Source organism: uncultured Fretibacterium sp., from assembly GCF_938040765.1.
Lineage (GTDB): Bacteria > Synergistota > Synergistia > Synergistales > Aminobacteriaceae > CAJPSE01.
In genome coordinates this window covers 1-14,368 of sequence record NZ_CALIAA010000029.1, presented here as the reverse complement: position 1 = coordinate 14,368, position 14,368 = coordinate 1, and the positions used below count along the sequence as shown (strand labels likewise).

The 14,368-nt window shown below is 63.4% G+C and carries 10 protein-coding genes; all 10 read right to left on the bottom strand.

Translation table 11 applies throughout. The features are described 5' to 3' along the window. Positions 1–102: 102 nt before the first annotated feature. Entirely contained in the window at positions 103–1,074 is a 972-nt protein-coding gene (locus Q0176_RS00930; protein WP_299298122.1) for an Rpn family recombination-promoting nuclease/putative transposase, read from the bottom strand. Positions 1,075–1,200: 126 nt separating this feature from the next. Continuing rightward, positions 1,201–1,587 (bottom strand): flagellar protein FlaG, encoded by a 387-nt coding sequence (locus Q0176_RS00925; RefSeq protein WP_299298120.1) that lies wholly within the window; start codon positions 1,585–1,587, stop codon positions 1,201–1,203. Positions 1,588–1,673: 86 nt separating this feature from the next. Next, positions 1,674–4,394, bottom strand: a complete 2,721-nt coding sequence (locus Q0176_RS00920) for a flagellin (RefSeq protein ID WP_299298124.1) — start codon at positions 4,392–4,394, stop codon at positions 1,674–1,676. A gap of 535 nt (positions 4,395–4,929) precedes the next feature. Beyond that, positions 4,930–6,015, bottom strand: coding sequence for an Rpn family recombination-promoting nuclease/putative transposase (locus tag Q0176_RS00915; protein ID WP_299298118.1), 1,086 nt, complete (start codon positions 6,013–6,015; stop codon positions 4,930–4,932). Positions 6,016–6,145: 130 nt separating this feature from the next. Next, a complete protein-coding gene (locus Q0176_RS00910) occupies positions 6,146–7,888 on the bottom strand; it encodes a hypothetical protein (RefSeq protein ID WP_299298116.1) in 1,743 nt (580 codons plus the stop codon). Continuing rightward, positions 7,867–8,418, bottom strand: coding sequence for a hypothetical protein (locus Q0176_RS00905; protein ID WP_299298114.1), 552 nt, complete (start codon positions 8,416–8,418; stop codon positions 7,867–7,869). Before Q0176_RS00905 ends, Q0176_RS00910 begins: the two co-directional genes overlap by 22 nt. An 85-nt stretch (positions 8,419–8,503) precedes the next feature. Beyond that, positions 8,504–9,745 carry a hypothetical protein gene (locus Q0176_RS00900; RefSeq protein ID WP_299298112.1) on the bottom strand — a complete coding sequence of 414 codons (1,242 nt, stop codon included), beginning with the start codon at positions 9,743–9,745 and terminating at the stop codon, positions 8,504–8,506. Positions 9,746–9,801: 56 nt separating this feature from the next. Then, positions 9,802–10,983, bottom strand: a complete 1,182-nt coding sequence (locus tag Q0176_RS00895) for a hypothetical protein (RefSeq protein WP_299298110.1) — start codon at positions 10,981–10,983, stop codon at positions 9,802–9,804. A 37-nt stretch (positions 10,984–11,020) separates the two neighbouring features. Then, positions 11,021–12,634: a CTP synthase gene (locus Q0176_RS00890; RefSeq protein ID WP_299298108.1), complete on the bottom strand. Its 1,614-nt coding sequence runs from the start codon at positions 12,632–12,634 to the stop codon at positions 11,021–11,023. A 149-nt stretch (positions 12,635–12,783) separates the two neighbouring features. Next, positions 12,784–14,368 (bottom strand): peptidoglycan DD-metalloendopeptidase family protein (locus Q0176_RS00885; RefSeq protein ID WP_299298106.1); only part of this gene is annotated, 1,585 nt, incomplete at its 5' end.

Genomic DNA, 14,368 nt, shown 5'->3' with positions numbered 1-14,368 from the left:
CCCTGCCGTTAAGGTCTGTTCCTTGGGCTTGTACGTTTAAGCGATCGACACGCGGCCCAGTTGCCGCGCTGTCGACGCAAGCAGGCGATCGGCCCACCTCCGTCAAGCCGAAATCCTGGCTTTTATCGCTTTGATCTCCTCAAGAGGCAACTCGGTCGCCTGGGCGATCTTGTCGAGGTCCAGACCCATCCGAATCAGATTTTGTGCCGTACCAATTCGGCCTCTGGCCTCACCTCTGGCCTCACCTCTGGCCTCGCCTCTAGCCTCGCCTCTGGCCTCACCTTCGGACCGGCCCCTGGCCTCCGCATACTTGAGCGCATTGCGATAGTCCGTCTCCTCACGTTCCCGCAATTTATAGAGCGCAAGATTGCCCCGCTCACGGAAAAAAGACCGTACCCCTTCCTCCAGCCTTTCGATTCCTGCATCCCGTTCCACCAAGCTTTTCATATTCGGGTATCCTCCCATCCGCCCAAGATACATCAAAACTCGGCTCAAACCCGTATCCTCAATTCCGCCGTCCGCCATCAGGTTCCTCAGCTTCGGCAGCTCCAAAAAGTGGAACTCCAGACTGTCGCAATAGCTCCGGTGGTCCTTCACATCCAAAATCCGGTGCTCCGAATGCCAATCCGCAGGACGCCCCGGAAAAAGACAAAAATCCATCAGGGAGACAAAGATAACCGGCCTCAGTTTTTCATACCCCTCGCTCGTAGACAGCTGGTTAAAAAAACTGATTGATGCGTAATACACCAAGCGCTCGAAAAAGTGGACCTCCTTGTCCAGCTGAACCTCCACGTGGCACAGCCGCCCATCCTCAGAGCGAGCCAGGACGTCCACATAGGAGGATCGCCCGCCGTGTCGGCGCGGATCGTTCTCTCGATCCAGGTACTCCAGGGAGACAATACCCCGCTTCGGCCCCAGGATGTCGTTCAAAAGACGCAGAAGGTTCGCCTCGCTCCCCTTCGCGGCGAAGAGGTACTTGAACAAGGCATCGTTCAGAGGATTGGCCGAGCGGACACAGCGCTCCAACTCCTCCGCAGTCAACTCCCTCTCCAAGCCCCCGCTCCCTCGACGCACGGCCTCAGCCTCCACACATCATCATACAGGTCTCTGCAGCCATTATAACAAACACGACACAAACAGGGCCCTCCCCTTCGCGGGAGGGCCCTGTCGTTAAGGTCTGTTGCTTGGGCCTGTGTGGTCTTACGCCACGACGTCCAGCCGTTCGTTCAGCGTCTCGCGGATGCGCGAGACCAGCTTGACGATCTCGTCCGCCGGGATCTTCCGGACGATGTTCCCGTCCGACGTGTCGATCACCTGGACCTGCACCAGGCCCGCCTCGTCGATCACCTCGTACTTCAGGTGGCGGTCGCTCGGGCCCAGAGCCGAGACCAACTCCGTCGTCCTCTTCAGGAGGTCCTTCAGGTCCTCCTTGTCGAGCCCGGCCGGACGGTCCTGCACGGCCGCGCCGGAATCCCGGTGCGGCAGAACTTCCCGCGGCTCGACCGCCGGGGCCTGACGCACGGACAACCCCTCACCGGGTGGGGCCTCGGGTACGGTCGTCCCGCCCGGAGTCAAACGAACCTCCATAGCCCTCACCTACCTTCGTCAATTTTTCGGTAAAAGCGGGCTTCCGGGGGCAGGGCCCCCGGAAGAAAACCCTTTACCCGGCCAAACTAACGAATCAGGCTCAGGACGTTCTGCGGAAGCTGGTTGGCCTGCGCCAGCATCGCGTTTCCGGCCTGGAGCATGATGTTCAGCTTGGTGAAGTTCATCATCTCCTTGGCCATGTCCGTGTCGCGGATACGGCTCTCCGCCGCCGTCAGGTTCTCGCCCGCCACCGTCAGGTTGTTGATGGTGTGCTCCAGGCGGTTCTGGTAGGCGCCCAGCTTGGCGCGCTGCGTGGACACCTTGTCCAGCGCGTTGTCGATGACCGTGATGGAGCGCGCCGCGGACTCGCGGTCGGTGACCAGCACCTCGTTCAGGCCCAGGGCGTGGGCGCGCATGTCGCCGATGTTGATGCCCATGTCCTCGCCCTCGTTGGCGCCGATCTGGAACACCGTCGTGTTGTCCGCAAGGTGCAGAACCGTATTCAGAATCTTCGTATCACCGTAGACAAATGCCTTGCGGCCCTCATCCCACTTGGCCAACACGCCCGCCATGGCGTCGAACTCCACATCGATGTTCGGGTTCACCACGCCGATCAGCTTGTTACCGCTGATCCTCACGTCGCTGGCCACCACGGAGCCGTTGTGTGCGTCCTTCACGGACACCGTGTACGCACTCTCCTTGGCGTCCTGGATGACGTTGAGGGAGAAGGCATTGATGACTCCCTCGTCCCCCGCCAGACTGATGGTCCCCGACGAGCCCGGCACCACGGAGCGGATCAGGAACGTGCCCTTCACGGACTCGGAGTTCTTGCCCGGATCGGAGACGTAGGTCACGAACTTGCTGGCGTCGTCCACGTACTTGCCCTGTCCCAAACCGCCCGCAATGGCGTCGTTCAGCTTCCTCGCCACGTCGTTCAGCGTATCGTAGCCGTAGAGCGTGACGCTGGTCTGCTTGCCGTCGCCCTGGGTGATGGTGATGGTCTTCGGGTCCTTCAGCATGAAGACGCCCTCGCTGTTCCAGAACTTGTCCAGGTCCCGCAGCTTGACGTCACCCGTGGCCACCTCGCCGATGTAGGCCGCGTTGAAGGTCGCAACGGTCTTGCCGTCACCGGCAGCATAGTCTTTATTAAGAGACAGCTTGACGGTGCCCTCCATGACCTCGCCCGTCTTCTCGTTCAGGTAGTAGTGCTTGAAGCTCAGGTCCTTGCCCTTTACCTTGTCCACATTAAGGCCGTAGGTCATCGGGTCGCGGGTGACGCCTGCATTCTTGTCTACCCAATTGTCGCCCCAATTCGGGTTCTGCGTCCCGGAGATCTGAATCCCCGTATCCACCGTACCGGCCGGGGTGGAACCATTCCCCGCCGAGATGTTGTAGACGAACTTGCTGCCCTTGCTGAAGGCGACGGAAAGGCCTTTCTGCAGCTCCATCTTCAAGGCATCGTCCGCATCGCTAATGCCTAATGCTTTACCCAGCGCCAACTCAGCCCCACCACTCAAAACGATGCCGTCCTTCGTGACTGTGCTGGTAGTGCCATCAACATTCATCCTCGAGACGGTGGCCCTCACGGTGATCGCATCGTTCTTCGCATCCACGTTCGTGACCTCGAACAGGACGCTGGCATTTGTATTGAGTTTCGTAGCATCGAGGTTATCCTTCAACATCGCGGTTTTGAAGTCTGCAATCTTATAGTCTTTCTGAGCTGCCGGAGGTGTAGCAGCAGCTCCAGGAATATCATTTAAAGCCGTATTCCCCTTATTCCACTTTATCTCAGCAAGAGCGGGAGCTTTCTCTCCGTCAGTACGAATTACCTGGATCTCTATTTTAAGTGCATTTTTCTTGACAGTTACAGAAAGACCGGCCTCCGCAAACTTCTGCATGGCATCATTCGAGGTCAAAGCCGCATAGAATTTACCCGCTACATCCGTATCTGCCTCAGAAGCGGCAAGTGCCACATCAAGTTTTACGCTTCCTACTTGAAGGGTGCCCGTTCCAGCGGTGGCTCCATTGGCAGCTGCAGTGATTTCTGCCCTGGTCATATTGACGTCCTTCACATTGTAAAGGCCTGTTATAACCGAGGTCCCCGCAGCGGGCGCCATGTTCTTTACCGTGTAGGCTCCGGCTGGGACGTTATTCACGGACACATCCTCAACGCCTTTCACCTTGTCCACGGACTTGTTATAGACCACGTCCTTGTGCTTGATCTTGAAGATGTCGCTCTTCTTGACCTCGGCCTGGCCCGGCTCCGCCTTGACGGTGATGTTGTAGTTCCCCTCCGCCGCCCACTTCTGGCCGAACTGGTCGATCTGGCGCAGGCCGCCGTTGACGATGGCCTTGGTGTTCAGGTTGTCGCTGCTCCACAGCACCGCCGCGTCGCCGTTCAGCAGCTTCTTCTTGTTGAACTGCGTGGTGTTGCCGATGCGCGTGATCTCCTCGCGCAGCTGGTCGATCTCCAGCTGGATGTAGCCGCGGTCCTGCTGCGTCAGCGTGTCGTTCGCCGCCTGCACCGACAGCTCGCGCATGCGCTGCAGAATGCTGTGCGTCTCGTTCAGCGCGCCCTCGGCGGTCTGGATCATGCTGATGCCGTCCTGGCTGTTGGCCACGGCGCGGTCCAGCCCGCGGATCTGCGCCCGCATCTTCTCGCTGATCGCGAGGCCGGCGGCATCGTCCGCCGCGCTGTTGATGCGGAGGCCCGTGGAGAGCTTCTGGATGGACTTCTGGAGTGCGTTGTTGGTCCTGGAGACCGCGTTGTAGGAAATCAGTGCAGGAATGTTGTGATTGACGACCATACCCATAGTAAAAAAACCTCCTTGTCTGTCCAGCCCTTTCATCTCGGAGCGCCGTCTTCGTTGGCCTCGTCGTCGGCTTCGTCGGCGTACCTCTTTGTACGCCCTCCCTGCCGACTCCTCGCCGCCTCGACATCATCTCCAAGTCTGAAACGGATGGAGTTTGAGCCCTCAGGCTCCTCCCGGGCGTCCGTGCCCGGTACAAAATGAAAGGAAACGCCCCCTGCCGGGGACCCCGGCCCGACCGTTCACGACGGGCCTGAAACGCCGATGCCGTCCTGTGCCGGCACACCACCTCCTTCAATGGGATTTCTCCAATAAAATCCTTCGCTCTGCCCGTCCGGCATAGCCGTACAAAAGCTCAGGCTCCACCTTACGCGAAGTTTAACACAAAGCGCGGCTTTAAGGAAGCGCCGAATCAATCAACCGTCCCTGGCCGTCGCCTCGTCCAGGTGCGTCTCCTCGATCGCCTTCCGGTCCATCTCCGTCATCTGCGCTCGAAGCCGATAGTATTGGCTTTAAGGAAGCGCCGAATCAATCAATCGTCCCTGGCCGTCAGCCCCTCGATCTCGTCGAGGGACAGGTCGGTGTACTCCGCTATCTGCTCGGGAGCCAGGCCGTGTGCAAGCATCCGCCGCGCGGTCTCGAGCCTGCCCTCGAGCCTGCCTTTGGCTACTCCCTCGGCCATACCCTGAGCCATACCCTGAGCCATACCCTGAGCCATACCCTGAGCCATACCTTTGGCCATGCCCCTGGCCGTCGCCTCGTCAAGGTGCGTCTCCTCGATCGCCTTCCGGTCCATCTCCGCCATCTGCGCTCGAAGCTGATAGTATCGGTACTCCGGCGTTCCCCAATAGCTCTGCTCCGCCGCATTCACCTTCCGGAAAACCTTGTCCTTCGTCAGCACTTCCTGCACCAGTCTCACCCCCAGGGCATCGTTGGTCATATATCCGCACCAGACCCTGAGACGCTCCTCATCCGTCAGCTCGGGGTCCGGGTCCGACTTCGTCCTGCGCCATATTTCCGACAGCCTCTCCCGCGCCTTGTTCATCTCCACGTAAAAAAGCTGCTGTACGTCCGTGAGCAGCTTCCCCTCGGGGCTCATCCACCTGAAGCCCCACACGCAGCGGTCCTCCCCCTGAAACAGATCGAAGGCCAGGAGGCAGATCACGATCGTCGGCCTCAGCCTTCCGTAATCCTCGCCGTTCCCCAGCGGCTCAATAAAAAGCTTGTCCAGGTAAAAAAGGCCGCGCGGAATGAAATGCTTGTGGTTCTCCCGCTGAAGCTCGACGTTCAGATGACGCCCCAGCTCGTCAACCACCGCGATGTCAAGCCTCGACTCCTTCAGGTTGACCCCATCGGGGGGAAGATCGGCATTGCGAAGCTCGAGCTGCTCGACACGGGGACAGCCTCGGACGGAGAACAGAGCATTGAGCAGATCCCCCAGCAGGTCCAGGCGCGAGGGGCAGCCCAATAGGAAACGAAAGAAAAGATCGCGCGAACGATCAATCTGCGTCGGGAGCCCGCCCACCTCCTCGAGGCGCAGCATCTCCCTCCGGTCCTCATCCGCCATTACCGGCAGGATCAGTTCTTCCCGTTCTTCCCGTTCTTCCCGTGCGTCCATGACCTCTCCCATACCCTCTCCCCACGTCCCATGCGGAGGCCGGACGTCCACACCTTCATTATAATATAGCCCTTCGGAACAGGGCGGTCCAGGGATTTCTACCCGATATCCGCACCGGGGGCTCCGGCCGTCACTCCCCGGCCGGAAGGTCCCGGGGCCGCTCGAACGGGTCCTCGTCGATCTCCTGACCGAACGAGGCCGGCGTGTCGGGAAAGGCCAGGATGGAGAGGGACAGCCCCACCCTCCCCTCCCCTCCGGAGCTTCGGTCGTCCGTGTAGTTCAGTTCCCACTTCATGCAGTCGGTGACCCACTGCAGCGCATAGTAAACCTTGTCGATCTCGGATTGCTCGAGATCGTAGCTTCCCCGCACCAGGCCGAAGACCTCCCGCCCCATCGGAAAACGCAGCTGTTGATGGAGGCGCTCCCTCTCCCGGTAGCGGTCCCACAGCATGGCCCCCTCACCCCAGACGTAGCGGTGTTCGTAGGCCGTCGCCAGCTCCAGGACCCCGATCCGATAGCGAAGCCCCGTGAGGCTCCAGAGCATCTGCTGGTCCGCGTTCCCCTTGTCGTAGAACCAGGCCTCGCCCCGGGACTTGGAGAAGAGGTCCACGTCCGTCCCCAGGCTCTTCTCGTAATAGCTGCGGAACCCCGCGCCCCAGCGGGAGATCACGTCGCTCCGCAGGGCCGCGGTCTCCTCGCGGTACGAGCCCCAGGAGGCCGAGAGCGAAACCCAGGACTCGGGGGATATCCGGAACCACGGCGAGTGCACCTCCACCTCCGGACGCCTCTCGAGCCGCCCCTTGTAATCGTCCCGCAGGTCCTTCTGTTCCTGGATATACTCGTTTCTGGACCAGTTCAGCACCGCATGCCAGCCGCCCCTCTCGAAGGAGAGGGAGGCGAAAGGACGCCAGACCGTCTCGTCCCACAGCTCGTCCCAGGAATAGGAGACGCCCCCCCTGAGGGAGAACCCCCCGCCCAGGGCCTGCTCCACCTCCGCCATCCACTCCGTCCCCACCTTGCTCCAGATGGCCACGCCGACGGAGAGGGACCCCGAGTCCCAGGCGAGCGACCCCGTGAGGCCGCCCCCCGTCCCGCGCGTCTCGCTGCTCTGGAAGTAGGGCATGATCGAGTACTTCATGGCCCTGCGGTCGATCCTAACCACATAATCCATGGGCGAGGTGAAGACGTAGGTGTTTCCCAGGTAGAGGCGGGGACGCTTCGCGACGACGCTCCGCCCGGGCACGAAGGTGATGGTCTTCGACTCGATCCGGTAGTGCGGATGGTCCAGCGCGCAGGTCGTCAGGACGACGTTGCGCCACTCCGCGAGGTACTCGTCCGGACGCCCGGGGCGTCCATGGACAAGCCCCCGCTCGACCGCCCTGTCCCAGGGAAGGACCTCGATCTCCTTCCCATGGACATAAAGGGTCCCCGCCCCGACGGGCAGGCTCGTCCCCGCCCCGGACAGGACGCCCTCCCTCGTCTCCAGGTCGTAGTCCAGCCGGTCCCCGGCCAGGGACTTGTCCCCGGCCCGAAGGACGACCTTCTCCCCCGGCAGGGGCATGGCCTGGACCTTCTGCGAGTGGGCGTCGTACTCGATGCGCTCGGCCCGTATCGTCGCCCCCTCGTAGTTCAGGACGGCCCTGCCCTCGGCGCTCGCCCGCCCCGTCTCGTCGTTGTAGGACACCCTGTCGGCGTTCAGGACGACCTTCCTGCCGGGCTCGTCGGCCCCCTCGGCCCCAGCCGAAAGAGGCCCTCCAGAGAGGAAGAACCCCAGGAGTACGGCCGCGGCCCAAAACAGGCGGCCCCATCCCGCGCCGGGGCGGCCCACAGCGCCCGAAAACGGTGCGCCCGCTACCTCAAGGGTTTCGTCCATGTGACCGTGCCTCCTTTTTCCAAAACCACGACACCGCTCTCGTCCATGCTGGCCTCCGAGGTCCTGAGCACGAACTCGTCGTCATAAAGGGTCAATCCCAACGGGAAGGAGAACTCCCCGCCGGCCTCGCGCCAGTCGAGCCTCGGGCTCTCCAGGTTCAGCACCCTCGTCGGCGTCTCGAGCGTCCCCAGAAGCCCCTCGATCGAGGCCGCCCTCTCGTCGTGCGAATAGACGCCCCGAGCGCCGAAAAAATACCATTCGCCCCCGGACCCCATTCGACGGCGGATATCGACGGAACGGACCATCACCTGCTCCCCCCGCTTCTCGGCAAGGGGCAGGCGGACGCGCCAGCGGTCCCCGGAGACCTCCCGGTCGAACTCCAGGTTCTCCATGACGATGCCGGGCATGTGCAGCAGCCCCTCCCGAAGGAGGTCGACATCGAGACTGAGGTCCCTCATCACGTAGCGGACCAGAAGGGCGATCCCCAGACAGGCGAGAAGAAGCGCCAGGAGCCCCCTGCGGCCCCTCATGCCGACATCCCCCCAGGCGCCGGAAGGGCCCGGAAGAGGCGGCGAGCTCCGCCGGGGGGCGTCGCACGAGCCGCCCTGCGCCCTTCTACCATACGACCTTCCACGAGGAGCCCTCCCGGGTCACTCCGAGGGTACGGACGACGAGGGAACGGAACATCAGGAAGCGTCGGTCCGTGATCACCTTGGCGCGCTCCTCCCCGACCCAGTCGATGCGATAGCCGTCCTTCAGCCCGGCGCGGAAGTCCGCGGCCTTCGCGGTCTCCCGGGCGAAGTTCTCCGACGAGAGCATCTTCCGCGACTCCGCGGAGAGCATCGCATACATCTCGTCGGGTCGGTTCTCCGCCCACAGGGTCAAAAACCGGCGCAGCACCTGCTCCCGGCTCACATACGCGCTCTGCGCGTTTTTCCCGGGATTTTCAGGCGTCTCGGACGCCGCGTCCTCCGTTTTGTCCGTTTTGTCCGCCGCCCTTCTGTCCGGCGAGGCGCCGCGGTCGCGCACGGACTCCACGAAGACCGCCATATCGCCCGAGTCCTCCGCCAGAAGCGGCGGGATGGGGCGCGGCACGGACGGCGGCGGAGCCATCGGGACGGCGGGATGCTCGGCCGGCTTCGGAGGCTTGACGGGCCTCACCGAGACCTTCCTGGACGCGGGCTTCTTCGGCAGTTCCACGACCACGGTTTTTGTCTCCTCGGAGGCGGGGATGGCTCCACCGTCCCACTCCTCAGGGGACGCCGCCGACGCAAAGGAAAAGAGGCGCTCGTCGTAGCCGCCCATCCCCCTTACGGCCACGGCAAAATTCGTGTCCCTCTGCTTGGGGAAGAAGACCAGCCCCTGAACCAGGCCCCTCAGGGGCTGGTCCAGGTTCGTATCGTAGCGGACGGGCCGCACGCGCTCGCCCGCGGCTGTGACCAGAAGGATGTTGTCGGAGACGGGCGCGAGGCTGACCGGCCTCGCGCCGAAGGCGTAGACCGAGACGAGGAAGGGCTCCGCCCTGTCCATCCGAAGCTCCGAGACGAAGGTGTCGCGGTACGCGCGCCGTTCGGCCTCGGACATCCCGACCCGCAGCGCCTCCGCCTCCACCCAGGGCTCGATGAGCTCCTCGGGATAGTAGACGATCCAGACGAAGCAGTCCCGCCCCCAATGGGACACCGTCCACTGCTCCAGGACACGGATCGTCTCACCGAATGGGTTCGTCACCTGCTCGGCCGGCGCGCCCCCGAAGGCCGGAGGGCAGACGGACAGGACGGCCAGAAGGCAGGCCAGGATACATCCCCTGCCGCGTCCCCCCCAAAAAAGCTCGCCGCACCTGGCGTTCGGTTCCGCCACTTCGCTCCCCCCATCCGTCTCAAAACGGGGCGGGAAACCCGCCCCCGTTCGCGTCCCTAATCGACCTGCTGCTCCGGAGGCAGCTCGAAGGCGCCCTCCCCGGAGGGTTTCGGGGCCTTTGCGGGCTTCGAAGGCTGACCGGGCCGATCCCTTTTGATGATGATGTCCTTGTCGGCCGGCGCGGCGGGAGCGGGGTCAGGCGCGGGCTCCCCCTCGGACGCCTCGCCCACGGTCTGGCGTATGGCCGTCCCCGGGTCGACGCGCAGGCTCTCCGGAATGGGATAGGCGGAGACCGTCACGTCGTCCGAGGTCTGCACGAAGGTGACGGATCCCTCCGGGATGCGGATGGAGTTTCCGCGCACGAAGAGCCCCCCGATAAGGCCGACGGGCCCCAGGAGCGCCGCGCCGGCGAGGCTGGCCGCGCCGGCGCCGATAATGGCCCCCTCGCCCTTTTCCCCGCGTTTGCTGGCATCCTCCGCCGCCTTCTTGGAGGCCTCCCCCGTAACCACACCAAGCCTCTGCGGGCCCAGGGGAACCAGGGCGTTGAAATCCAGGCGGACCTCCCCGGGCACGCCGAAGGCCTTGGGCTTCTTGACCTCGCGCACCGTGGTGTCGAGCAGGGACCCGCGCGGGGCGATCAGGCAGCCGTCCACGACGAGGTCGTCGGTCAGCGCCAGGCGGACCTTGTCCCCCTTCTGGCTCTTCGCGGGGCTCAGCTCCTCCATGAAGCGGAACTTCAGCACCGTCGCCCCCGGCAGCGTGACCTGGCGAAACGTCACGGGGTCGGAGACCAGCATGGCCAGGATACGCTCGACGCGCATCGCCACGGGCTTGCCGTACTGAAGGTCCCCGTCCATATCGCTCTCGAGGGTCTCGAGGCGCCTCAGGGCGGGCCTGGACGCATGGATGTTCTTGCTCAGGATCCACTCCGCGACCCCAACCTTGAAGAGCATGGAGGGCTGTTCCTCGGTCCCCGTCTCCAGAAAGTTCAGGATCGCCGCATGGCGCTCGGCGATGCTGCCCGGCAGGCTGCGGCCGAAGAGCTCCCGCTCTATCCCGTTCAGCCGCTCGACCAGGCCGCCCTTGCTCGGCTCGCCGTAGATGATCGTCTCGATCCGCTCCATCATCAGGACGGAGTCGCTCTTACCATCCTCGGGACCCGCCGCCGCACAGGAGGAGAACAGCAGACACAGCATCGCCGCTCCCACCAACAGTCCGCACAAATTTTTCCTGATCAAAACGCTACCTCCTCCAGATCTAAAAAAGGAGGGCGGGCTACCGCCCCTCCCCGCCGTGCCGACGCCGGATCGCCGCCCCGATGAAATCCGCGAAGAGCGGATGCGGACGCGTCGGCCTGGACTTCAGCTCCCCGTGAAACTGTCCCCCGAGGTACCAGGGGTGCCCCGGCAGCTCGACGATCTCCACGAGGTTCCGCCCGCGGCAGACCCCGGAGACCCAGAGACCCCCCGCCTCCAGCCGCTCCCGATACGCGTTGTTGAACTCATAGCGGTGACGATGGCGTTCGCTGATCTCCAGGACGCCGTAACACCGCGCCGCCAGGGTCCCGGGCACGAGGTCGCAGGGGTAGGCCCCAAGGCGCATCGTTCCCCCCATTTTATCAATATGGGCCTGTTCCTGCATCAAATGAATGACGGGGTGGAGGGACGCGGGGTCCATCTCCTCGCTGTGCGCCCCCGCCAGGGCGCAGACGTTGCGGGCATACTCGACCACCATCATCTGCATGCCCAGGCAGATCCCGAACAGGGGGATCCTCTCCTCCCGGGCGTAACGGATCGCGTCGATCATCCCCTCGATTCCGCGGGAACCGGAGCCGCCGGGGATCAGGACGCCGTCAACGTCCCTCAGGCTCTCCCCGACATCGGAGGACTCGAGCTCCGCCGACTCCACCGCGCGGACCCGCACCTTGACGCCGTGGTGCACGCCCGCGTGGTACAGGGCCTCCACGACGCTGAGATAGGCGTCCTTGTGCTGGACGTACTTGCCCACCAGGGCGATCTCCACCGCATCCGGGGCGTTCATGAAGCGGTCCACGACCCGATGCCAGTCCGAGAGGTCGGGCTCCCCTCCGCACGGAAGGCCGAGGGCCCGGAGGATCTGCGTGTCCAGCCCCTGACGATGCAGGCTGAACGGGACGTTGTAGATCGTGGGCTCGTCCCGCACCTCGATCACGGCCTCGGACGGGACCGTGCAGAACAGGGCGATCTTGTTCTTCATCTCCTGGTCCATGGGACGGCTCGTGCGGCAAACCAGGATGTTCGGGAGGATGCCGATGCGCCGCAGCTCCTGGACGCTGTGCTGCGTCGGCTTCGTCTTGAGCTCCTGGGCCGCCTCCAGCCATGGGACGAGCGTCACGTGGCAGTAGACCACGTTCTCGCGGCCCACGCGGTTCGCCATCTGCCGGATCGCCTCCAGGAACGGCTGCCCCTCGATGTCCCCCACCGTCCCGCCGATCTCCACGATCAGGACGTCCTGCTGCTCCCCCGCCCGGACCAGCCGCTCCTGGATATCGTTGGTGATGTGGGGGATCACCTGGACCGTCCCGCCCAGATAGGCGCCCCTGCGCTCCCTGTCGATCACGTGCGAATATATTTTTCCGGTTGTGATGCTGTTTTGCTCGCCAAGGGTCTCGTCGATAAAACGCTCGTAATGCCCAAGGTCCAGATCCGTCTCCGCGCCGTCGTCGGTGACGAAGACCTCGCCGTGCTGGAAGGGGTTCATCGTCCCCGCATCCACGTTCAGATAGGGATCCATCTTGATGATGGACACCCTGAGCCCCCGCTTCTTCAGAAGGGTTCCCACCGATCCCGCCGTGATGCCCTTGCCCAGGGAGGAGACCACCCCGCCCGTGATGAAAACGTACTTCGCCATTGCCTGTCGCCCTCCCGGCCATCCGAACTCGGACAGCTCAAAATCCCCCTGCCCAAAAATACAAAACGGGACCAGAAAAAAAAAACTTCTGGTCCCCTACCGACTCCTCTCGGACGATATAAACCGGCCTCCGCTTCGGATGCCGCCGCTTATTTCAGATACTGCAGCGGGTTGACCGGGCTGTTGCCCCTCCGGATCTCGAAGTGGAGATGCGGTCCCGTGGACCTTCCGGTCGTCCCGACCCTGGCGATATTCTGCCCCTGGGATATCTTCGTGCCCTGAGGCACCATAACCGAGCTGCAGTGAGCGTAAAGCGTGGACTGCCCGCCCGCGTGCTCCACCACGACGACCTTGCCGTAGCCGCCCATCCATCCCGAATAGGCCACGCGCCCATCGCGCGCCGACCGGATCACCATGCCCCGGGACGCCTTGATGTCGATGCCCGTATGGAAGTCCCGGCGCCGCGTAACCGGATGGCGTCTCCAGCCGAAGGGGCTGTTGATGCGCCCCATCACGGGCCAGCGGTAGGAACGCCCACCCTTCTGAGGACGCCCCTTATCCCTGACGGGGACGAGCTTGACCTTCTTGTTCTCCACACGGACCTCCGCGACGGCCTCCGGACGGGCCCCCGGCAGAAAGACCTCGTTGCCCGGCTTCAAGGAGACGACGTCTATCGTCGGATTGACCTTGCGCACCAAGTCGAGGTCCACCTGATAACGCTTGCAGACGAGCTCGATCCTGTCGCCCTTGCGCATCGTATAGAAGATGCCGTCCTGGTTGGGAATACGAAGCACCGCCCCGGGACGGAGCGTGGCGGAGCTCTTGAAGGTGTTGCTGCCCACCAGGGTATCCAGCTCGATGTTCTGGGCGTTGGCGATGGACCAGAGGCTGTCCCCCTGCACCACGACATAGGCCAGGACACTCAAGGGCTTGACCTCCTCGCGAAGCGAGGCGATGCGGAACTGGCGCGTGCGGACCTCCTCCAGGGTCGCCTCGACGTCGTCCGGCGTGTTGGGGATCAGGAGAAGCTGATTGGCGGACAGACGATTGGCGTCCTTCAGCCCGTTGGAACGAAGGATGTCCTGAGCCGTCACCCCGGCGTAGCCGAGGGCAATGTCCGACAGAGTCTCGCCGGACTTGACGATATGCTCCTTCCAGCCGACCCCCACATCCGTCAGGCGGATATCCCCCTCCGGTGCCTCCAGCTCCATAATATCCTCGATATCCTCCGACACCCCATCCTCGGGGAGGCGGGTGCCGTCGTCCTGGGTATTCAGTATGATCGATTCAAAATCGGAGAGGTCCTTGGGAAGAGGGCCGAAGTCCTCGGCGATATCGACGACGGGAAGCAGCAAAGACTGCCCGCCCTCCTTCGACTCAGGCATCGGGACCTGAGGGACCTGAGGCATCTGCGGCTCAGGCAGGGAAGCCAGCCTGACGGGCAGGTCCCCGGAGAGGGGAGAGGGGAGAGCTTCGGGAAGGGCGGGAACGAGCTCCTTGCCCTCCTCGTAGGCGTCGCTCATGTCGACGGAGACAAAACCCTCGTTCTCCACCGAGAGGTCGTTCCGATTCTCCACCAGACTTCCCCACGCCACGCCCGAGAACCGGCCCCACGCGGAAAACATCAGAAAAGCGGCCAATCCCATGGTGCAGCATACGACGGCGCAAAACCCCCAGGAAAAACCCTCCGAAGAAGCCGGCCCCTTCGGCCTCTTGACCTCACGGGCTTTTTTC